The following is a 21,024-nucleotide window of genomic DNA, read 5'->3' as shown; positions in this document are numbered from 1 at the left end:
GGATGGGGCGTGTCAGCCCAGGGCGTGCCGAGGCGGGGTGTCGGCGTAGCGCACGGCCACCTCGACAAAGCGGGGCTGCAGGGACAGGAAGGCATCCACCACTTCGGGGTCGAAGTGCCGCCCGCGGCCTTCGGCGATGATCTGGACCACCTTGTCGATGGGAAAGGGTTCTTTGTAGTGGCGCTTGCAGGTCAGGGCGTCGAACACGTCGGCCAGGGCCATCAGGCGGGCCGACACCGGGATGTTGTCCCCCGCCAGGCCTCTGGGGTAGCCGCTGCCGTCCCATTTCTCGTGGTGGCCCAGGGCGATCTGCTGGGCAATCTGCAGAAACTCGAGTGCCGGGCCAGGGCTGCGTGACAGGTCGGGGCCATGGCCCGCCTGCACGCGCAGGATGGCCTCGTGCAGTGCGTCGGCCCCAATCTGGCTGTGCGTCTTCATCACCTCGAACTCCTCGGGGCTCAGCCGCCCGGGCTTGAGCAGGATGTGGTCCGCGATGCCCACCTTGCCAATGTCGTGCAGCGGCGCGGCTTTGGCGATCAGTCGGTCGTTGGGGGCGCGCAGGGCCTGGGCGAAGCGGGGGTGATCGCGCAGGTGCTCGATCAGCAACTCCACATAGGCCTGGGTGCGGTGCAGGTGGTTGCCGGTTTCGTTGTCGCGCTTTTCGGCCAGCAGGGCCAGCGCGTTGAGGCTCACGTCCTTGATCAGTTCGTTTTCCTCGGTGCGTTGTTGCACCTGCTGTTCCAGGTTCTCGTTTTGCTGGCGCAGGCTGTCGCGGGCCTGCTTGAGTTCGAGGTGGGTGTGCACACGGGCCAGCAGGATGGCGGCGCGGATCGGTTTGGCCACGTAGTCAACGGCACCCTGGCTCAGGCCGCGCTCTTCGTCGTCGTCGCCCGACATGGCAGTGACGAAGATCACCGGGATGTCGCGTGTGGCCGGGTCGGCCTGCAGGCGCTCCAGCACGCTGTAGCCGTCCAGCCCGGGCATCATGATGTCGAGCAGGATCAGGTCGGGGCGAGGAGGGGTGTGCACCGCGGCCAGCGCGCGCTGGCCCGAATTGGCCACGCGAACTCGGTACAAGGGGCTCAGCAACTCGCCCATCACGGCCAGGTTGGCGCTGGTGTCGTCCACCACCAGGATGGTGCTGCGGGCGTCGTCAGCGGTTGCGGTCTGGGCTGGGTCCATGGTGCGGGGCGGGTAACAGGCGCGGCCATCCTGAAGGGCTCAGGCGGGCGTTGCCTCATTTGTGATCATTTTTCGTCGGATCGGGGTGGGCCGATTGATGTACCTCAGGACTTGCGCGCAAATGGGGCCGTGCCGGCCATGCCGCCGGCTGGGGTGTGAATTCGGCCTGGATGAACGCGTGCGACGGTGCCGACTCTGATGTAACCACCTGTTAATTTAACAGACGATCGGGTTTTGGTGATTTTCAGGCCACCAGGGGGTCGGCATCCAGGGCCTCCAACTGGTCGTGCAGCAGGTGGGTCTGGCCGTGCCAGTAGTCGCTGCTGCCAAACCACGGAAAGTTGATCGGAAAAGTGGGGTCGTCCCAGCGGCTGGCCAGCCAGGCGCTGTAGTGGATCAGGCGCAGCGTGCGCAGCGGCTCGATCAGGCTGAGCTGGCGGCGGTCGAATTCGCACACCTGCTCGTAGCCGTCGATCAGGCTGCCGAGCTGGCGGTTCTGCTGTGCCCGGTCGCCCGACAGCAGCATCCACAGGTCTTGCACGGCCGGGCCGGTGCGGGCATCGTCCAGGTCCACGAAGTGCGGGCCGCCGCCTTCGGATTCGGTGGGGGTCCAAAGGATGTTGCCGGGGTGGCAGTCGCCGTGCAGGCGGATCAGCTCGATCTGCCGGCCGTCAAAGCGCCCGTCGGGCAGCACCAGGCGGTGGGCCGCGATGCGCGCCAGCACCTGCTCGCAGGCCTGGCGCCACGGGCCTTCAGCGTCGGCCGGCAACACCCGGCCTTGCAACAGGCCCTCTACTGCGGCGCGGCCAAAGGTGTGCAGATTCAAGGCCGGGCGAAGCTGGAACGGGCGCTGGGCGCCCACCTGGTGCAGCCGGGCCAGAAAGCGGCCGGTCCACTCCAGCACCTCGCCGTCGTCCAGCTCGGGCTGGCGCCCGCCACGCCGGGGCGATACCGAGAACGCAAAGCCTTCGTGCTGGTGCAGGGTGCGGCCCTGCAGGGTCAGCGGCCCCACGGCGGGCACCTCGGCGGCCTGCAGATCGGCCGAGAAGGCGTGCTCTTCGAGGATCTGGCCCTCGCTCCAGCGGCCCGGGCGGTAGAACTTCACCACCACCACGCGGTGGCCCTGCACCGGGTCTTCAAGCTGCACCTGGTAGACGCGGTTCTCGTACGAGGACAAGGCCATCAGGCGGCCGTCGCCGTACAGGCCGATGCCGGCCAAGGCGTCCAGCACGGTGTCGGGCATCAGGCGGGCGTAGGGGTGCAGGGCGTTGTCGGCGGCGGGGCTGCGGGGCGTGGAGTCTTCAGGCATGGCGCCATTGTCCTCCGCCCTGCGGCTTGTGCGGCCGGGCGATCACCCGAGAGGGCCGGCTTGACGAGGGTCAAGGCGTATGCCTGGCCCTGGCGCTCACAATGCAGGCATGGTCACACGCAGGCGTCGTCACGTTCGTTTCATCAGTCGCAGGGGCTTGCTCTATTCGCTGTTGCTGGCTTTTCTGATGATGACCCTGGGGGGCTTGGGCTTCTGGATCGTCGAGCCCGGGGTGCACACCTTCTGGGACGGCCTGTGGCTGGCCTTCACCACCGCGGCCACGGTGGGCTATGGCGACATCGTGCCCACCACCCACTGGTCCAAGGCGTTCGCGGTGGCGGTGGTGCTGCTCGGGCTGGCGGTGCTGTCGCTGGTCACGGCCTCGGTGGCGGCCATGCTGGTCGAGGTGGACGAGCGTGAGATGGATGACGCCGTGCTCAAGGAGATCCGCCACCTGCGCGCCGACCTGCATGCGATGCAGGCCGAACTGAAGGCGCTGCGTCAGGAGACCCGGGCCGACCCGGGCTGATCCCTTTACTCGGGCTCGATGCCCGCCGCCTTGATGATGCGGCCCCACTTCTGTGATTCGACGGCCTGGAACTTGCGCTGCTCCTCAGGTGTGTTCAGGTAGGTCTCGGTGCCGGTGGGCTGGTAGAACGCGGCCTGGGCGCTGCTGTGGGCGGCCTTGTGCAGCAACTCATTGAGCTTGGCCACCACCGGGGCCGGGGTACCGGCCGGGGCGTAAGCGGCAAACCAGTAAGTGGCTTCGTAGCCCTTCACGCCGGCTTCTTCGATGGTGGGCACCTCGGGCGCCAGGGCGCTGCGCTGGCGCGGGGTCACGCCCAGGGCGCGCAGCTTGCCGGCCTTTACCTGGGGCAGGCCGGTGGCCATGTCGGTGAACATCACGTCGATCTGGCCGCCCAGCAGGTCGGTCACGGCCGGTGGGTTGCTGCGGTACGGAATGGCCAGGATGTAGGTGCCGGTGAGTTGCTTGAACATCTCGCCCGCGATGCGGCTCGACGAGCTGCCCGCCCCGAACGACAGCTTGCCGGGCTGGGCCTTGGCCAGCTTGATGAACTCGCCCACGCTGCGCGCCGGGTAGTCGGGGCGCACCACCATCAACTGGCCGCCGCGGCCCAGGGCGGTGACGGGCTCGAAGTCTTTCACCGGGTCGTAGGGCAGCTTCTTGTACAGGTGCTCATTGGCGGCGTGGGTGGTGTTGGTGGCGATCAGCACGGTGTAGCCGTCGGGCTTGGCCTTGGCCACCAGTTGCGCGCCGATGAAGGCATTGGCGCCAGGACGGTTGTCCACGATCACCGGGGTCTTGGTGTCGGCCGTGATGGCGTTGGCCAGGGCGCGGGCCAACTGGTCGGTGGCACTGCCGGCGGTGAAGGGCACCACGAAGGTGATGGCCTTGTCGGGGAATCCATCGGCCAGCACGGGGCCGGCCAGGGTGACGAAGGCGGTGGCCAGCGCGGATTGCAGCAGGGTGCGGCGGGGGATGCTCATCAAAAGTCTCCTTGTCGTTGTGGGGGGGGCGCTCAGGCCTCGGGGGCTTGTATCGGCAGGGTCAGCAGCAGGCCCGACAGGCTTTTGCCGTGGGCATCCAGATTGAGTGCGTCGTTCACGCCGCCCTCCAGAATGTCATGCAGCACAAAGTTCATGGCCTGCAGTTTGGGCAGCAGGTACCTCGTCACCCGCGTGGGCCGGCGGCTGGCAAACAGCGCGGCCACGCGGGCCTCGGTCACCTGTTCGACCAGCAGCGGCCAGTGCTTCGCCTGGTAGGCGATCACGCTGATGCTGGAGGTGTTGCCTTTGTCGCCGGTGCGCCCATGGGCCAGCCGGGCCAGGGGCACAGTGGCGGTGTGGGGCGTCATGGCGTGGGAGGCTGGGTCGGTTGCAATGGGGGCGGATTGTGTCACAGCAGGCTCCAGTGTTCCTTGATCCAGGCCCGGGGCACGAACCACGACTCGCTGGCCAGGCGAGGCGTGATGGCGCTGCGCACGCCGCCACCGCCGGCCGGGCCGCAGGTGTACAGGGCCAGCACTTCGCGGGTCAGCAGCTCGGCCTCGCCGCGCTGGCTGGCGCGGGCGGCCACGCGCAGACGCACGTCCTGCATCAGGCCCGCGGGGGCCAGCTCGGCCTGGCTGTCTGCCCAGGTGCCGGCGTCGTCGGCAAACAGGCTGGCCACGCCGATCAGGTCGCAGCGCACCGGTTGCAGGCCCGGGGCCAGTTCGGCCAGGCGGCTGCGCACCACCTGGGCGGCCAGCCGGGCGCGGGCCACGGCATTGGGGCCGGCATAGGAGATCTCGCCTTCGGCCAGCCAGCCCCCTTCGAAACAGGCGGTGGTCTTGAGGGTGGCGGGGCGGGCATGACCGCGCACGCCACTCACTTGCACCTGGTCGGGCCCCAGGGGCTGCAGCGTGACCTCGCTGAGGTCAGCCACCACATCGGGTGTCAGGTAGGCGGCAGGGTCGTGGATCTCGTACAGCAGTTGCTCTTTGACTGTGCGCTCGTCCACGCAGCCCCCGGTGGCGTCGGCCTTGCCCACCACAAAGCGGCCGTTGGCCTGCACCTCCAGGATCGGAAAGCCCACGTGGGCCAGGTCGGGCACATCTTTCAGGCCCGGGTCGGCAAAGTAGCCGCCGCACACCTGGGCGCCGCACTCCAGCAGGTGGCCCGCGATGGTGCCGGCGGCCAGTCGGTCCCAGTCGTCCTCGGCCCAGCCGAAGTGCGCGAGCAGCGGGCCCAGTGCCAGGGCCGGGTCGGCCACGCGGCCGGTCACCACCACCTGGGCGCCGGCGCGCAGGCAGGCCGCGATGCCCTGGGCCCCCAGGTAGGCGTTGGCGCTGACAGGGGCATCGCTGCGCGGGCCACGCACCTGGGCCAGTTGATCGGGGCTCAGTTGGGCCAGCACGTCGTCGCCTTCAACCACCCCCACGCGCAGCGCACCCAGGCCCAGTTCGATCGCCAGCGCCTGCAGGCAGGCCGCCGCCCCGCGCGGGTTGGCCGCGCCGAAGTTGCCCACAATGGGAATGCCGTGCCGCACGCAGTCGGCCAGCACGGGCCGAATGAACCGCTCCAGCGTGGGCTCGAAGCCCGCGGTCGGGTTCTGGCGGCGCTGCAACTGGGCCAGGGCCAGGGTGCGTTCGGCCAGGGTTTCGAACATCAGCACCGCGGGGCCGCCGCGGGCAACCAGGGTGCGCACCACGGGCACGGCCGCATCCCAGCGGTCGCCCGAGAAGCCGGCGCCGCAGCCGATCAGCAAAGAGGGGGGGAGAGAGGACATGGCCCGCAGTGTGGTGGGCTCAAGTGCATTTGTAAAATGGATTGATTGAATGGATTGATCCATGAAACCACTGAATCCGATCCGCTGGTCTTCGGCCGACCTGGAGGCCTTTGGCGCCTTGGTGCAGACCCGCCATTTCACGCGGGCAGCCGAGCGCTGCCACCTGTCGCAAAGCGCCTTCAGCCAGAAGATCCGCCGGCTTGAGGCCGCGGTGGGCGCGCGCCTGTTCGAGCGGTCCACCCGCCAGGTCAGCCTGACGCCTGAGGGCGAGCTGCTGGCGCAAGAGGTGCTGCGCCTGGAGCAGGAGCTGCAGCAGGCCTTGGGCCGGCTGCAGGCGCTGGCCGGTCTGCAGGCCGGGCGGGTGGCCGTGGCGGCCCTGCCTTCGATGGCCGCGGTGTGGCTGCCCGGGCTGGTGGCCGAGTGGCGTCAGCGCCACCCTCAGGTGCAGCTCACGGTGCACGACACCCTGGCCCAGGGGGCTACCACGCTGTTGCGCGAGGGGCGGGTGGACTTTGCCCTGACAGCGGGGGGTGACCTGCGCGAGTTCGACATCGAACTGCTGCGCACCGAGCCTTATTGGCTGGTCTGCCCGGCGGGGCACCGTCTGGCCGAGCGGGGGGGCATGGGGGCCGGCTGGGACGACCTGGCCGGCGAAGAGTTGATCCACCTGGCCCGCAGCAGCAGCGTGCGCCAGCAGATCGAGCGCCTGAACCTGAGCCCGGGCTGGCGCACCAGTGTGCTGGAGGTGGAGCACCTGGCCACGCTGGCAGCCTTGGTGCGTGCCGGCCTGGGCCTGAGCCTGGTGCCGGAGCTGACGCTGTTCCATTTTCGCGATGCGGGCCTGGTGGCGCTGCCCTTCCAGGAGCCCGCCCTGGCCCGCCCGCTGGTGCTGGCGCGGCGCAAGGGGCAGGCGCTGTCGGTGGCGGCGCAGGCTTTGCGCGGCCTGTTGCTGGCGCGTCTGGCCGGTGACAACCCGGGTCTGGCCTGATCCGGCCCGGGGGCGGCCTCTGCTATCGTCGGGCGCCATGAAGCATCTGGCCTTTCGCTGGCTCACCGTGCGGGCGGGGCTGCAGCGTTTCTTTCGCATTTCCGAGTGGCAATGGATGTTGGGCTGGGCCGTGGTGGCCGGCGTGCTGGGGGCCTTGGCCACCGAGTCCTTCCGCTGGGCCCTGTTGCGCCTGGACCACCACCTGCTGGGGCAGAGCGGCAGCCTGGTCGCGTTGGCGCGCAGTCTGCCGGCCTGGGAGCGGGTGCTGGTGCCCGCGCTGGGCGGCCTGCTGGCCGGGGCCCTGCTGGTGCTGGCGCGCCGCGCCGCCAACCCGCAGGCCCACAGCGACTACATGGAGGCCACGGTCCTGGGGGATGGGCGCATCCCGCTGAAGTCCAGCCTGTTGCGCAGCGCTTCGTCCTTGCTGAGCATTGCCAGTGGGGGCTCGATCGGGCGCGAGGGCTCGATGGTGCAACTGGCGGCACTGAGCGCCTCGCTGCTCGGGCAAGGCCTGCGTTTTCCGGTGCCGAGCCTGCGCCTGCTGGTGGCTTGCGGCGCGGCCGCCGGCATCACCGCCGCCTACAGCGCCCCCATTGCGGGCACATTTTTCGTGGCCGAGATCGTGTTGGGGTCCATGGCCATGGAGAGCCTGGGGCCGATCATGGTGGCGGCTGTGGTGGCCAACATCGTGATGCGCCAGATGCCCGGCTACCAGCCGCCCTATGCCATGCCGCCCTTCCCGGCGGTGGCCGGGGGCGAGGTGCTGTTGTTTGCCCTGATGGGCCTGCTGCTGGGGGCCGGCGCGGCGCTTTTCCTGCGCCTGCTGGGCCAGTCGCGCGCCCTGTTCGGGCGCTTGCCCTTGCCCTTGCCGCTGCGGCTGGCCCTGGGCGGCCTGGTGGTGGGCCTGATCTCGGTGCCTTTGCCCGAGGTGTGGGGCAACGGCTACAGCGTGGTCAATTCGGTGCTGCACTCAGACTGGCCCTGGGCCTTGTTGCTGATGCTGCTGGTGGCCAAGGTGGTGGCCACCTTGTGCACGGTGGGTTCAGGCGCGGTGGGTGGGGTGTTCACGCCGGCCATCTTTTTCGGCTGCATCGTCGGTGCGCTGTTCGGGCAGGGGGCGCAGGCCCTGTGGCCGCAGGCCGCCTCGGCGCCACTGGCCTACGCGATGGTGGGCATGGGCGCATTTCTGGCCGGGGCCACGCAGGCGCCCTTGATGGCCATCCTGATGATCTTTGAGATGACGCTGAGCTACCAGGTGATGCTGCCGTTGATGGTGGCCAGCGTGATCGCTTATTTTGTGGCCCGATCGGCTCATGCCGGCGCCATGTACGACATCACCAGCCGCCGCCAGGTGTGGCAGGCCGAGCAGCAGCGCCTGCGCGCCCTGGGGGTGCGCGAGCTGATCGAGCCGGCGCAGACCGTGGTGGGCCTGGGCGCCGACCTGGACGAGATGAGCCGGCTGTTTCTGCACCATCCGGTGAAGTACCTGTACGTGGTGGACGAGGCGCAGCACTTTCAAGGCGTGGTGCCTTTGAAGCGCCTCAGCCCCGCCGAGCGCCTGCCCGACCTGGAACGCCTGCGGGCCGGTGATCTGATCAGCGCGGAGTTGCTGCCGCTGACCGCCGGCATGGGCCTGTCCGAGGCCTTGCAGCGCTTCATGGACCACCGCGGTGAGCGACTGCCGGTGATCGAGTCCGCTGACGACCCGCGGTTGTTGGGGGTGGTCAACAAGAGCGCGTTGCTGGCCACCTACGCCCGCCTCAGCGGATGAGGCCGCGCCAGGCCCGTCGCGACTTATCATGCTGTCACCGATATTTGCTTATTTCTGTAAGGATGGTTGCCATGCATAAGTTCTCGCGCAAAACGCTTCTGGCCGCCCTGGCGACCGCCTTCTGCGGCATCGCGCAGGCAGGGGGCGTGGATGAGGTGGTGAAGGCCGGTGTGCTCAAGGCCTGCACCCCGGGTGACTACAAACCTTTCAGTTTCGCCCTGCCCGATGGCAGCTACGAAGGCTTGGACGTGGATCTGGTGCAATCGCTGGCGGCTTCGCTGGGGGTCAAGGCCCAGTTCGTCAAGACCACCTGGGCCAAGATGATGGATGACTTCACCGGCGGTGCCTGCGACATCGCGGTGGGCGGCATCTCGGTGACGCTGGAGCGCCAGAAGCGGGCCTGGTTCAGCGCGCCCTACATGGTCAACGGCAAGACGCCGCTGGTGCGTTGCGCCGATGTGGCGCGCTTTCAGACCGTGGCGGCCATCGACCAACCTGGCGTCAAGGTGGTGGCCAACCCGGGCGGCAGCAACGAGCGCTTTGCCCGCGCCAACTTCAAGACAGCCCAGCTCACCATCCACCCCGAGAACCTGACCATCTTCAACGAGGTGCTCAGTGGCCGCGCCGATGTGTTCGTGACCGAGTCGGCCGAAACCCTGGTGCAGCAGAAGCTGCACCCCGGCCTGTGCGCCGTGAACCCCGACAAGCCCCTGCAGTACGGCGAGATGGCCTACCTGTTGCCGCGCGGCGACACGCTCACCAAGGCCTATGTGGACCAATGGCTGCACTTGATCCAGGCTCAGGGCGACTACCAGCGCATGGCGGCCAAGTGGCTGAATTGAGCCCGTTTTCTGGCCTGCGCCGCCGTGGCTGGCTGCTGGCCCTGGCCGCCCTGGCCGGGATGACGGCGGCCCAGGCAGCCGATGAACTGGTGCTGGGGGTGCTCGACAATTCGCCCCCGATGTCGTTCCGGGATGCGCGGGGAGATTACAGTGGCTACAGCATCGACATGGCGCGCGCTGTTTGCAAAGAGTTGGGCCGGCGCTGCCGTTTTGTCTCGGCCACGATCGCCAGCTCAATCGACGACCTGAAGCAGGGGCGCATCGACGTGGCGGCCATGAGCCTCTTGCCCACCCCCGAGCGGCGAGCCCAGATTTTGCTGGCGCGGCCTTACTACACCTCGATTTCGGCGTGGGTGGCGCGCCCGGGTCTGCTGCCAGAGCAGACCGGTGTGCGGGTGGCCGTGGTGCAGGGGTCAGCGCAGGCGCGTTTTGCAGCCCAGCGCCAGTGGCAGCGGGTGGAGGTCTTGTCCAATGCCGATCTGGCCGTGCTGTTGCACCAGGGCAAGGCCGACGGCATGCTGGCCCCGATGATGAGCGTGATCGGTTTGATGAAGGCCCCGGCCCTGCAGGCGATGGACCTGAGTGTGCAGCCGCGTCGTGAACCCGAGCTCACCGGCGCGGCCTCTTTTGGCATCACACCGCTCAAGCCCGAACTGAAAACGCAGGTGGATGCGGCCCTGGAACGGCTGGAGCACGACGGGGTGTATGACCGCATCAACTCGCAGTACCTGTCCATCCGGGTGAACTGAAGGCCTCGCCATGTCCGCCCCGAATCGGGACTTCCGATCGATCTGGTTCTTCTCGCTGCTGGCCGGTTTGTTCATGGTGGTGCTGCTGGGGGCTGCGTGGCTGATCGATCAGCAGCAGCAACAGGTGCAGCAGGCCACCCTGAACGTGCAGCAGCGCATGGGACCGGAGGTCCTGCGTCTGCAGCGGCTGGGCCGCAACTTGCTGCAGATCCACCATGAGGGCGACCGTTTGTTGTTGAGCGACTCCCGGGGCGAGCGGCAAGAGGCCTTGCTGCTGGTCACCCTGGTCAGCCAGCATCCCAGCCTGCAACAAGACCCCCGGGTGGCCCAGCAGGCCGAGCGGGCTACCTTGTTGTTGAGCGAGGCCGCCGCGGATCTGGCCCGGTCGACGCAGGGGCGTGCCGCCTGGCGGGCTCGCTGGGAGCCTTTGGCTGCCGAATTGACGCATACCGCCGATGACCTGATGAGCCAGGCCGCCTACCTGCCTGGGACCGATCTGGCCTCTTTGGCGCAGGTGGCGCGCCAAGCCCGATTCCAGTTGCTGGCCACCATGGTGCTGGCCGGGCTGTTCAGCCTGGTCTTTCTGTGGCTGCTGCATCGACGCGTGCTGCAGCCCCTGGTGGGGGTCCACCAAGCCTTGCTGAAGTTGCAGGCCGGCCAGATGATGCCCCTGCTGCCGCGATCAGCCGTGCGTGAGGTGGTGGTGCTGGGCGAGGCTTTGAACACCCTGGCCGCCACCATGACCGAAAACGAGCTGGTGCGCCATCAGCTGGAGTTTCAGGCCCACCATGACAGCCTGACCGGGCTGCCCAACCGGCGCCATTTCATGGCGCAGGGTTATGAGTTGCTGCATCGCCTGCGGCGCGAGCACCGGCGTGCCCTGGTGGGCATGGCCGATCTTGATTTTTTCAAACGGGTCAATGACGAGCACAGCCATGCCGCAGGCGACGAGGTGCTGCGCCAGTGCGCACGGCTGCTGCGCGAGGCGCTGCGCACCCAGGATCTGGTCTGTCGCTTTGGCGGCGAAGAGTTCGCCTTTGTGCTGGTGGGCTGTGACGCGAGTGACGGCCTGGCCCTGGCCGAGCGCCTGCGCCACAACCTGGAGCGCCATCGCTTCACCTTGCCTGATGGCAAGGTGCTTCCGGGCATGACAGTCAGCATCGGCCTGGCGCCGATGGGCGTGGACGGCCTGGAAAAGGCACTGGGTGAGGCAGACAAGGCGCTTTACCGTGCCAAAGACGAAGGCCGCAACCGCGTGGTGCTCGAAGAGCGCGCGGTGGCGGCCTGAAGGGTCGCCACATCCGGCCAGATCGGATGTGACCAACCGTTGGGCGATCAGACCACGGTCAGGGTCACGTCGATGTTGCCACGGGTGGCGTTCGAGTAGGGGCACACGCCGTGGGCCTTGGCCACCAGGTCTTCGGCCACGGCGCGCTCGATGCCGGGCAAGGTGATGGTCAGGTGCGCTTCGATGCCGAAACCAGCCGGGATCGGGCCGATGCCGACCTTGGCCTGGATGGTGGCGCTGGCCGGGATGGCGATCTTGGCGGCGCCGGCCACGTGCTTGAGGGCGCCCATGAAGCAGGCCGAGTAGCCGGCGGCAAACAGTTGCTCAGGGTTGGTGGCACCGCCGGCACCGCCCAGTTCCTTCGGGGGGCTGAGCTTCACGTTCAGCAGGCCGTCCGAGCTGACGGCGTGGCCGTCGCGGCCACCGGTGGAGGTGACGTCGGCGGTGTACAGAACTTTGTCGAGGTGGGTGGTCATGGTGCTGCTCCTGTGAAATGTCTGCCAGGCAGACGGGTGGGGGTTGGTTGACGAAAACAGAAAAATGAATCGGGACTCAGCCGCCGGCCAGGTGGCCGCGCAGGGTCTTGAGCTGGTCGGTCAGCGCCATCAGTTCGGGCAGGCTGCACTGGCTTTGTTGCAGCACACAGGCCGGAATGCGTTCGGCGGTATCACGCAGGGCGCGGCCAGCCGGTGTCAGGGTGATGCGCACCCGGCGCTCGTCCTGAACATCGCGCAAGCGGCCCAGCAGCCCCGCACCTTCCAGGCGCTTGAGCAGCGGGGTCAGGGTGCCCGAGTCGAGGAAAAGGCGCTCACCCAGGGCCGACACGGTCAGGCCATCCTGCTCCCACAGCACCAGCATCACCAGGTATTGCGGGTAGGTGAGGCCGATCTCGTCGAGCAGGGGCTTGTACAGCTTGGTCATGGCCAGCGAGGCCGAATACAGCGCAAAGCAGACCTGGTTGTCCAGCCGCAGCAGGGCGGGGCTGGGGGTGTCGGGTTGTGCGTTGGTGTCCATGGGTTGAATTATTGCTGGCAATTAAATTGTGCGCAATTTAATTGATTAAAACCCTGCAGGTCGCAGGGAATCCCGGGGTCAGCGACCCGTGAAGCGGGCTGGGCGCTTGTCGATGAAGGACTGCACGCCTTCGCGGGCGTCGTCGCTGCGCGACAGCCGCTGCTGCGTGTCGATGAAGTCGTGCATGGCGAACAGAGGCCCGTGTTCGATGGCCTTGAGCACGTTCTGGCGCGTCGCGACCACGGCCAGGGGGGCCTGCTCGGCGATGGCCTGTGCCAGCGCCAGTGCCGTGGCCAACGCTTGCCCGGCGGGCACCACTTTTTGAACGAAGTTCAGGCGCAGGGCCTCGGCGGCCCCGAACTCGTCACCGGTCAGCAGGTGCAGCAGGGCATTGCCCAGGCCGGCGCGCTCGGCCATGCGCAGGGTGGCGCCGCCGGTGGCCATGATGCCGCGCTTGACTTCGAGCTGGGAGAAGCGGCAGTCGTCGGCTGCCACCACGATGTCGGCGGCCAGCATCAGCTCGATGCCCAGGGTGTAGGTGATGCCTTGCACGGCCACCACCATGGGCTTGGTGCGTCGGCGGTAGCCCGGCATGCCCAGGTCCACCGGGTCGACCAGACCCAGGGGCACGGCTTTTTCGCCGCGTTGCATCAAGGGGGCAATGGTGGGCAGATCCAGCCCGGCGGTGAAGTGGTCGCCAAAGGCGTGCAGCACGCCCACGCGCAGGGCGGGGTCGTCGTCGAGTTGGGTGTAGGCCAGCCCCAGTTCGCGGTACATCTTGGGCGTGAAGCCGTTGCGCTTGTTGGGCCGGTTGATGCCGATCAGCAGCACGCTGCCGCGCACTTCGGTGTCGATGCTGCCTTCGGGGTGAAGGGGCGTGGGGGTGGGGGGATGGTCGTGGGGCTGGAAAGGGGTGTTCATGCCCCCATGCTAGGGGGCCGGGTGTGGCGCCGGCGTTCACCGGCGCGACACTCCAACCCTGGGGAGAACCCGGGGTTGGCGTTGGCTCAGCGCGGTGTTCAGTAGGTGTAGACGCCGCGGCCGGTCTTGCGGCCCAGGTGGCCGGCGGCGACCATTTCCTTGAGCAGCGGGCAAGCGCGGTACTTGCTGTCGCCAAACTCTTCGAGGTAGACCTGCATCACGGCCAGGCACACGTCCAGGCCGATCATGTCGGCCAGGGCCAGCGGGCCGATGGGCTGGTTGCAGCCCAGCTTCATGCCGGCGTCGATGTCTTCGGGGGTGGCGATGCCTTCGGCCAGCACGAAGAAGGCCTCGTTGATCATGGGGACCAGGATGCGGTTGACCACAAAGCCGGGTGAGTTCTTGACCGTGATCGGGCTCTTGCCCAGGGCTTCGGACAAGGCCTTCACGGCATCGTGGGTGGCGTCGCTGGTCTGCAGGCCACGGATGATTTCGACCAGGGCCATCATGGGCACCGGGTTGAAGAAATGCATGCCGATGAAGCGGTCGGGCCGGCTGGTGGCGGCGGCCAACTGGGTGATGGAGATGGACGAGGTGTTGGAGGCCAGGATCACCTCGGGCGCCACCAGGGCATCGATCTGCTTGAGGATCTTGACCTTGAGCTCGTGGTTCTCGGTGGCGGCTTCGATCACGATCTGGGCCTTTTTCAGGTCTTCGTACGAGGTGCTGCCCTGGATGCGGGCCAGGGCGGCCTCCTTGTCGGCCGCGCTGATCTTTTCTTTCTTGATCAGGCGGTCCAGCGAACCGGCCACGGTGGCGATGCCTTTTTGCACGGCGGCGTCCGAGATGTCCACCATCACCACTTGCAGGCCCGACACGGCGCAAGCCTGCGCAATTCCGTTGCCCATGGTGCCCGCGCCAATGATGCCGACGGTTTGAATGCTCATAGTGAATGTTCCTTCAAGTAAAAACGGTTGCCAAGATGGTATCCAGATTCGATCACCCACCTTGGTAAGGCGCGTGACAGTTGTGCGGCCGCCCTGTGCCAGCCTTGATCTGGCGCAGAAATCCGGGGCCCTGCTGCCAAAAGGTCCCGAGCATCCGGTGACACAGATGGCGGTGGATTGACGGGTTGTTGCTCAGGTTCACAGGGGCAGGGCTTGATGCGATGATGGGCGCGATTGGCAGAACCGATGGTTTTGAGGGAGCAATCCGACAGGGAATTCGATCCGTGGTGTACTCCACGCGGTGCGAATCGGCCCGTCTGAGGTTCTGCCGACGCCGTTGATAACCCAAGATGCTCAAGTACCTGAAATCCCTGCTCCACGGCACCGCGGCCATCGCCCGCGCCGAACTGGCCCTGCTGCGCCGCTATCCGCGGGTTTGGCTGGCCATTCTGGCGGTGGGCGTGGTGCCTGCCCTGTACTCGCTGATCTACCTCACCAGCGTGTGGGACCCCAGTGGTCACACGGCCGAGTTGCCCGTGGGCATCGTCAACCACGACCTGGGCCTGCATTACCGCGGGCACGATGCCAATGTGGGCAGCCACCTGACCGATACCTTGCTGGACCGCAAGGCCTTTGGCTTTCGCATGTACGAATCGCTGGAAGATGCCCGCGAGGCCGTGCGCCGTGGCGACTTGGCCTTTGCGCTGCTGATCCCGCCCAATTTCAGTGCCAATGCGGTGCCAGGCACGGCCCGCGGGGCCGGCCAGATGGTGATCTACACCTCGGAGGGCAACAACTACAGCTCGGCCAACCTGGCGCGGCGCTTTGCCTCGGAGCTGGACCACCAGGTCAACGAGATGCTCAACGAGCAGCGCTGGTCCATGGTGCTGGACACAGCCTCGGCGTCCGAAGACCGCCTGACCCAGTTGCGCAACGCCCTGAGCCAGTTGCGCGAGGGGGCAGACACCCTGGCCAAGGGCAGCCACCAGTACCGTGACGCCGCCCACCAGGTGGGCGAGGGCTTCAAGGAGGTCAATGGCGGTATCCGAACCATCGAGTCTCACTGGCCGGCCAGCAACGATCTGCGCGCCCTCAAATCCGGTGCGCAGCAGTTGAGTGCCGGCCAGCGCGAGCTCGGCAGCGGGCTGGCCCAGATCGGCAACGGGCTGGAGCAACTGGAGGGCGGTGCCGGCCAGTTGTTCACTGGCGCCCGCAAGATGCAGACCGAAACCGAGGGCCTGTGGCTGGTGGGCGATCGCATCGCCGCCGGGGCCGGCCAATTGGCTGAAGGGGCCGACAAGCTGCAGCAAGGCTTGAAGCAGGCCCGAGCAGCGAACAAGCAGGCTGTGGCCGGCAACCGCCAATTGATCAGTGGCCAGACCCAGTTGGAGACCGGCGTGGGCCAGCTCACCGACGGGGTGCAGGCCTTGGGCGATGGCGTGCACAAGCTGGCCAGCAAGCTGCCTGCCGACCGCCAACTGGACGAATTCACCGCAGGCGGGGTGCAATTGGCCGACGGGGCCAACCGGCTGCTCACGGGCATCAAGACCATTGAGGCGGCCATCCCGTCCTCGCTGGCCAAGCTGGAGGGCAATGCCTCGGGTCTGGCCGAATCGGTGGCCCTGCGGGTGGAGGTGGCTGCGCCGGTGCCCAACAACGGCACGGCCTTCATCCCCAACATGGTGTCGGTGGCCTTGTGGATCGGCGCCGTGATGGCGGGTTACCTGTTCAACATGAGCCTGGTGCTGCGGGTGCATGGGCATGTGCCGCGCCTGGCCAAGACCCTGGGCAAGATGACCGTGCCGGTGCTGGTGGTGCTGGTGCAGGTGTTGCTGGTCGAGATCACGCTGCTGTTCGTGCTGTCGGTGCAGACGCCGCGGGTGGCCGCCCTGGGGCTGACCATGGTGCTGGCCTCGGTGGTGTTTCTGGCGGTGTTGTCGGCCATGGTGCATGTGTTTGGTGAATTCGGCCGGATCCTGACCGTGCTGCTGCTCACGCTGCAGCTGTCGGCCGGCGGCGGGGTGTTGCCGGTCGAGTTGTCGGCGGGTTTCTTCCGGGCCGTGCATGCGTGGCTGCCCTTCAGTTGGGTGGTGCAGGCCTTCCGCACCGTGTTGTTCGGGGCGTTTGACAACCGCTGGGGCCATGCCTGTGGCATGGTGGCCCTGGCGGGGGTGGTGGCCACCGCGTTGATCGCGTTGTTTGGCCGCTGGGTGCATGTGGAGCCCGACCTTTATCAGCCAGCGGTCAAGGTCTGAGGACGGGTGGGGGCCTTCGGCGAAGGCCCTTGTGGACCAATGTGGCAGGTCCTGTCAGGCGCCCGCCTGACCGGGGCCGACCCGTGGCAGGCCGACATCGGCCTGCTTGTTCCTCCCGACCGCGCCTCCCGACCGAGAAAGGCACCCTATGAACATCACCTCCAATGGCATCCACATCGAAGTGGAAGACCAGGGCCCGCACGACGCGCCCGCCGTCTTGTTGATCATGGGCCTGGGCATGCAGCTGATTGCCTGGCCTCCGTACTTTGTACAACCCTTGCTGGACGCCGGCTACCGTGTGATCCGCTTTGACAACCGCGATGTCGGCCTGTCGCAGCATTTTGACGAGCTGGGCCCGCCCAACCTGCCCTGGGCGCTGGCACGGCTGCCCTTGGGCCTGCCGGTCAAGCCGCCTTACACCGTGCACGACATGGCGCTGGATGCCCTGGGCGTGCTCGATGCCCTGGGCGTGCGCAAGGCGCATGTGGTGGGCGTCAGCATGGGCGGCATGATCGCCCAGCGCGTGGCCTTGGCCGCCCCCCAGCGCCTGCTCAGCCTGACCAGCATCATGAGCAGCAGCGGTGCGGCCGGTCTGCCCCAGGCGGCCCCCGAGGTGTTGGGCGCCCTGGTGAACCCGCCACCCGCCGATCCTGCCAAGGCCCTGGATCACTTCATCAAGCTTTACCAGCTGATCGGCAGCCCGGCCTTCCCGGCCGACGTGGCGCAGATGCGTGAGCGCATTCTGGCGGGCGTGCAGCGTGCCTTTCACCCGGTGGGCACAGCGCGGCAAATGTTGGCTGTGGTGTGCGACAGCGGCCGAGCCGAAGAACTTCGGACCCTCCGCACGCCCACCCTGGTGCTGCATGGCAAGCAAGACCCGCTGGTGCCCTACGCCTGTGGTGAGGACACGCGCCGCCGCATCCGGGGCGCCCAGATGGTCGGCATCGAGGGCATGGGTCACGACCTGCCCCCGGGGGCCGTGGCCCTGCTGCTGGAAGCCTTGCTGCCGCATCTGAAAAGTCATTGAAGCGTTCGCTGAACCCTGTGCATTGCGACAGGTCATGAAAGGGGCTGAAGCCCACGGGCCACCGCCCTGAAGCGGCCCGTGGCCGCTTCTTTCATGCTGGGTGTGCGGTGGCTGCTCGCCACCAGGGGCAGACCGCACCGCACGGCCCTTTCATTGGACCTTTCTTTAAATCCGGTTGTCTGTCTTGAGCAGATGAGTGGCCGATCGGTTCGGGGGCACCGCGGGGATGGCGGGCCGCTGTGAGGGCTCAGAGGGGCTTGCCCCTGTCTGCAACAGGCTTTTGGCCATTCGGATGAAGCATGTTGGGCTGTCGCACCGCTCTGCCGCAGTGGGGCGACAGCCTTTGAGTTCGGGGCGTCTCAGCAGACCACAAAGTGATGTTCGACGGTCTCATCAAGTACCACCCATCGACAGACCGTTCGCTGTGAGCGAGTTCGGGGAAACCCAGGCGAGCCTGAGTGCTTCGCTTCCTAAAGTGGCTCACTTCAGGGAAGCGAACCGAATGAAGACAACGACCCACTTCGTCCCCGAGCCGTGCGACGAAAGCCCCTCTGTCACGGCCACAACAGATGCAGTGTCTGGCGCTGATCTGTACGCACAGCACCTGCATCGATTCGAGGCCGCACAGCGTGCCTGCCGCGAGCGGGGCCACTGGAGCGCCTTTGTGGATCACCCCGAGCTTTACCCCGCGGCCGACGAGGCGCGGCGTTCTGCCTGGGCCTTGCACCAGGGCCAGCTGGGCCAGCGCTTCGAGTTGCCCCAAGCCGGCACCTTGGCCTGGCTGGGCGAGGAGACCTCGCCCTACACCGGGCAGCCCCTGGGCATCACCTACCCGCAAGCTGATGCCGAGGCCCTGTTCACCGCCGCCCAGGCGGCCATGCCGCGCTGGGCCCATGCCGAGGTCGACACCCGCGTGGGGGTGTTGATGGAGGTGGTCGATGTGCTCTACCGCCAGCATCTGTTCGAACTGGCCTATGCCGTGATGCACACCGCAGGGCAAAGCTTCAACATGGCGTTCACCGGCTCGGGTGTGAATGCACTGGACCGGGCCATCGAAGCCCTGGTCCAGGCCCACCAGGCCTTGCAGGCCGTGCCATCGCGGGCCCGTTGGGCCCGCCCCTTCGGTGCCGGTGAGATCTGCCTTGAAAAAACCTACCGGCGGGTACCACGGGGTGTGGCCCTGTGTTTTGCCTGCGCCACCTTTCCCACCTGGAACGCCTGGCCTTCGATGATGGCCAGCCTGGCCACCGGCAACGCCGTGATCGTCAAGCCCCATCCGGGCTGCGTGCTGCCGATGGCGATCTCGGTGCGCGTGTTCCGTCGGGTACTGCAGGCCGCCGGCTTCGATCCCAACCTGGTGACCCTGTGTCTCGACAGCGTGGAGCAACCGCAAGGCAAGTACCTGGTGCAGCATCCGGCGACGGCCATCGTCGATTTCACCGGCAGTGCCCGCTTCGGCCAGTGGGTGGAGCGGCACGCCGGGCAAGCCCTGGTGTTCACGGAAACCTCCGGCTGCAACACCGTGGTGTTGGCCGAAGCCGACGATCTGGACGCGGTGTTGCGCAGCCTGGCCACCAGCCTGTGCCTGTTCAGTGCGCAGATGTGCACCAGCCCGCAGAACATCTACCTGCCACGTGACGGTGTGCTCACGCCCCAGGGGCGCGTACCGGTCCAGACCGTGGGCGAGCGGCTGGTGCACTTCATCGATCAGATTGCCGGTGACCCGCGGCGCGCCGCCATGATGCTGGCCACCCTGCAGTCGGCGCAGACGCAGGCCCTGCTCGAAGAGCTCAGCCGGGAGGGGGCTCGTCGCGGTCAGGTGTTGCGGCAAGCCACGCCTTACGTCCACCCCGAGTTCCCGCAGGCCCGCACCGCATCGCCGCTGCTGATTTGCGTGAACCGCTCTGAGCGAGGCCTGTACGGCGAGGAGCGCTTCGGGCCCGTGGCCTTTCTGATCGTGTGCGAAGACGCCGAGGCGGCCCTGCAGCAGGCCTGTTCCGATGTCTCCGAGTTTGGTGGCCTCACGGCCTTTGTCTATGCAAAAGACCCAGGCTTCATTGCCCGGGCCGAAGAGGCCTATGCCCTGGCCGGCGCTCAGCTCACGATCAACCTCACCGGCCCGATGCCGCTCAACTTTGCTGCCGCCTACAGCGACTACCACGTGACGGGGCTCAACCCGGCCGGCAACGCCTGCCTGACCGACCTGGCCTTTGTGAGCGCGCGCTTTCGCATTGCCCAGGCTCGGCGACCCGCGTCTGCCCTGGCTTTGTCAGGAGATCCATCGTGAAGATCGGCATGAAACCATTCTTGCGTGTGGCCTCGGCCGCCACCCTGGCCTTCAGTGCCGCAGCCCATGGCCAGGCCGAGGGAACCCTGTCCCTGGGCGGACAGATCAAAGTTGGCGTCCAGAGCTTGCACTACGGCGGCGGACAAGGGCCGGCTCAGCCGGGCCCCTTCTCGCAGCACAAAACAATCCTGAGCGACAACTCGTCCTGGTTCTATTTGCGCGGCGAGGAACCTCTGGACGCGCAGACCTCGGTGTTCTTTCACATGGAGCGAGGCTTTCTTCTCAGCAGTGGCGAGATGGGGACCGAGCTTTCGCCCGCGCGTTCCCATGCGGTGGGCTTCAAGAACTCGCAATGGGGCCGATTGCTGGTCGGACGTTGGTCTACCTACCATTCCGCCGACGCTGCGCTGAGCCACAACGGCATCTACGACGCCGGCCCCTATGCCAGCGGGACCCTGAACATGCTGGGTTCGATTGGTCGCAGTCTCTCCTATTTTGCGGGCGGCATCCTGTCGAATCTGGTGCGCTACGACTCGCCACGCTGGTCCCACATCGGCTTCAGTGCGACCTACGGCTTCGATGCTCCGAACCCCCAGCGCCCCAGGAACCACACGCTCAACTTCAACCCCACCTACAACGATGGGCAACTGGTGTTGTACTGGAACACGCTGTACCGTGCCCGCCAGCCGGGAGAGGGGGAATGGCAGCACCTGAGCCACGACCAACATGCCAACCGCCTTGGGGTGGCCTACCAGTTCGACAACGGGTTCAAGGTGGCCTGGTTGTGGGATCGCAACCGGGTGGCCGGCCCATCGATCCCCGAGCGCTCATTGAGTCGAGATGCCTGGGCGATACCGGTGATCTACCGCGAGGGCCCACATCTTTGGCATGTGACCTATGGTGAGGCCCGTCCCTACCAGGCGGACGGTCAGACCCGACCCGACACCGGTGCCCGCATGTTCACGGTGGGCTACGAGTACGCGCTGTCCAAGCGCAGTGCGCTGGCGCTGAGCTATTCCACCGTCAGCAACCAGGCCCATGCGGCCTACGACTTCTGGTACCCCACCAACACCCTGCCCCTGCCCTCCGGCATGGAGGGCTTTCGCTCGCAATCGATCTACGCGGGCATCAAGCACACCTTCTGAGCGCACCAGC

19 protein-coding genes are annotated in these 21,024 nt (G+C 67.1%); 10 read left to right on the top strand and 9 right to left on the bottom strand.

Annotated elements, in window-relative coordinates; all coding sequences use genetic code 11:
- Window positions 1-12: 12 nt before the first annotated feature.
- Window positions 13-1,182, bottom strand: coding sequence for a response regulator (locus AC07PT_RS20035; RefSeq protein ID WP_492350210.1), 1,170 nt, complete (start codon window positions 1,180-1,182; stop codon window positions 13-15).
- A 244-nt stretch (window positions 1,183-1,426) separates the two neighbouring features.
- Entirely contained in the window at window positions 1,427-2,491 is a 1,065-nt protein-coding gene (locus AC07PT_RS20030) for a serine/threonine protein kinase (protein WP_494657840.1), read from the bottom strand.
- 157 nt (window positions 2,492-2,648) lie between these two features.
- Between AC07PT_RS20030 and AC07PT_RS20025 the strand changes: the two genes are divergently transcribed.
- On the top strand, window positions 2,649-3,020 hold the full coding sequence (locus tag AC07PT_RS20025) for a potassium channel family protein (RefSeq protein ID WP_492350208.1): 372 nt from the start codon (window positions 2,649-2,651) through the stop codon (window positions 3,018-3,020).
- Between the two features lie 5 nt (window positions 3,021-3,025).
- Here the strand turns inward: AC07PT_RS20025 and AC07PT_RS20020 are convergent, their stop codons facing one another.
- The 3 genes from AC07PT_RS20020 to AC07PT_RS20010 are packed head-to-tail and all read right to left on the bottom strand — an operon-like array spanning window position 3,026 to window position 5,780.
- A complete protein-coding gene (locus AC07PT_RS20020; RefSeq protein ID WP_492350207.1) occupies window positions 3,026-4,000 on the bottom strand; it encodes a Bug family tripartite tricarboxylate transporter substrate binding protein in 975 nt (324 codons plus the stop codon).
- Between the two features lie 32 nt (window positions 4,001-4,032).
- Entirely contained in the window at window positions 4,033-4,368 is a 336-nt protein-coding gene (locus tag AC07PT_RS20015; RefSeq protein WP_492350206.1) for an AtuA-related protein, read from the bottom strand.
- 41 nt (window positions 4,369-4,409) lie between these two features.
- Window positions 4,410-5,780: an acyclic terpene utilization AtuA family protein gene (locus tag AC07PT_RS20010; protein WP_494657839.1), complete on the bottom strand. Its 1,371-nt coding sequence runs from the start codon at window positions 5,778-5,780 to the stop codon at window positions 4,410-4,412.
- Window positions 5,781-5,841: 61 nt separating this feature from the next.
- Between AC07PT_RS20010 and AC07PT_RS20005 the strand changes: the two genes are divergently transcribed.
- The 5 genes from AC07PT_RS20005 (at window position 5,842) to AC07PT_RS19985 (ending at window position 11,418) form a co-directional block, all read left to right on the top strand.
- Entirely contained in the window at window positions 5,842-6,768 is a 927-nt protein-coding gene (locus tag AC07PT_RS20005; protein WP_492350204.1) for a LysR family transcriptional regulator, read from the top strand.
- A gap of 37 nt (window positions 6,769-6,805) precedes the next feature.
- Window positions 6,806-8,539, top strand: coding sequence for a ClcB-like voltage-gated chloride channel protein (locus AC07PT_RS20000; protein ID WP_494657838.1), 1,734 nt, complete (start codon window positions 6,806-6,808; stop codon window positions 8,537-8,539).
- Between the two features lie 71 nt (window positions 8,540-8,610).
- On the top strand, window positions 8,611-9,381 hold the full coding sequence (locus AC07PT_RS19995; RefSeq protein ID WP_492350202.1) for a transporter substrate-binding domain-containing protein: 771 nt from the start codon (window positions 8,611-8,613) through the stop codon (window positions 9,379-9,381).
- A complete protein-coding gene (locus tag AC07PT_RS19990) occupies window positions 9,378-10,130 on the top strand; it encodes a substrate-binding periplasmic protein (RefSeq protein WP_494657837.1) in 753 nt (250 codons plus the stop codon). The genes AC07PT_RS19995 and AC07PT_RS19990 overlap by 4 nt, the downstream gene beginning before the upstream one ends.
- Window positions 10,131-10,140: 10 nt before the next feature.
- Window positions 10,141-11,418 (top strand): GGDEF domain-containing protein, encoded by a 1,278-nt coding sequence (locus AC07PT_RS19985; protein WP_494657836.1) that lies wholly within the window; start codon window positions 10,141-10,143, stop codon window positions 11,416-11,418.
- A gap of 47 nt (window positions 11,419-11,465) precedes the next feature.
- On the opposite strand, the gene AC07PT_RS19980 is transcribed toward AC07PT_RS19985, so the two are convergent.
- From AC07PT_RS19980 to AC07PT_RS19965, 4 genes are all read right to left on the bottom strand, one after another.
- Window positions 11,466-11,894: an organic hydroperoxide resistance protein gene (locus tag AC07PT_RS19980; protein WP_492350201.1), complete on the bottom strand. Its 429-nt coding sequence runs from the start codon at window positions 11,892-11,894 to the stop codon at window positions 11,466-11,468.
- A 76-nt stretch (window positions 11,895-11,970) separates the two neighbouring features.
- On the bottom strand, window positions 11,971-12,432 hold the full coding sequence (locus AC07PT_RS19975; RefSeq protein ID WP_492350200.1) for a MarR family winged helix-turn-helix transcriptional regulator: 462 nt from the start codon (window positions 12,430-12,432) through the stop codon (window positions 11,971-11,973).
- Between the two features lie 78 nt (window positions 12,433-12,510).
- A complete protein-coding gene (locus tag AC07PT_RS19970) occupies window positions 12,511-13,353 on the bottom strand; it encodes a crotonase/enoyl-CoA hydratase family protein (RefSeq protein ID WP_494657835.1) in 843 nt (280 codons plus the stop codon).
- Window positions 13,354-13,451: 98 nt separating this feature from the next.
- The gene (locus tag AC07PT_RS19965) at window positions 13,452-14,300 is read right to left on the bottom strand and encodes a 3-hydroxybutyryl-CoA dehydrogenase (RefSeq protein WP_494657834.1); all 849 of its coding nucleotides are present in this window, start codon (window positions 14,298-14,300) and stop codon (window positions 13,452-13,454) included.
- A 350-nt stretch (window positions 14,301-14,650) separates the two neighbouring features.
- On the opposite strand from AC07PT_RS19965, the gene AC07PT_RS19960 reads away from it, so the two are divergent.
- The 4 genes from AC07PT_RS19960 (at window position 14,651) to AC07PT_RS19945 (ending at window position 21,014) form a co-directional block, all read left to right on the top strand.
- Window positions 14,651-16,555 carry a YhgE/Pip family protein gene (locus AC07PT_RS19960; RefSeq protein WP_494657833.1) on the top strand — a complete coding sequence of 635 codons (1,905 nt, stop codon included), beginning with the start codon at window positions 14,651-14,653 and terminating at the stop codon, window positions 16,553-16,555.
- Between the two features lie 148 nt (window positions 16,556-16,703).
- Window positions 16,704-17,582 carry an alpha/beta fold hydrolase gene (locus AC07PT_RS19955; RefSeq protein WP_492350196.1) on the top strand — a complete coding sequence of 293 codons (879 nt, stop codon included), beginning with the start codon at window positions 16,704-16,706 and terminating at the stop codon, window positions 17,580-17,582.
- 574 nt (window positions 17,583-18,156) lie between these two features.
- Window positions 18,157-19,869 (top strand): aldehyde dehydrogenase family protein, encoded by a 1,713-nt coding sequence (locus tag AC07PT_RS19950; protein ID WP_494657832.1) that lies wholly within the window; start codon window positions 18,157-18,159, stop codon window positions 19,867-19,869.
- An 8-nt stretch (window positions 19,870-19,877) separates the two neighbouring features.
- Complete coding sequence (locus AC07PT_RS19945; RefSeq protein ID WP_494657831.1) at window positions 19,878-21,014, top strand: porin; 1,137 nt, start codon at window positions 19,878-19,880, stop codon at window positions 21,012-21,014.
- Window positions 21,015-21,024: the final 10 nt, after the last annotated feature.

This window comes from Curvibacter sp. GW821-FHT09D12 (genome assembly GCF_059416245.1).
The sequence above is the reverse complement of the archived record's forward strand: the minus strand, read 5'-3'. Positions and strand labels throughout refer to the sequence as shown.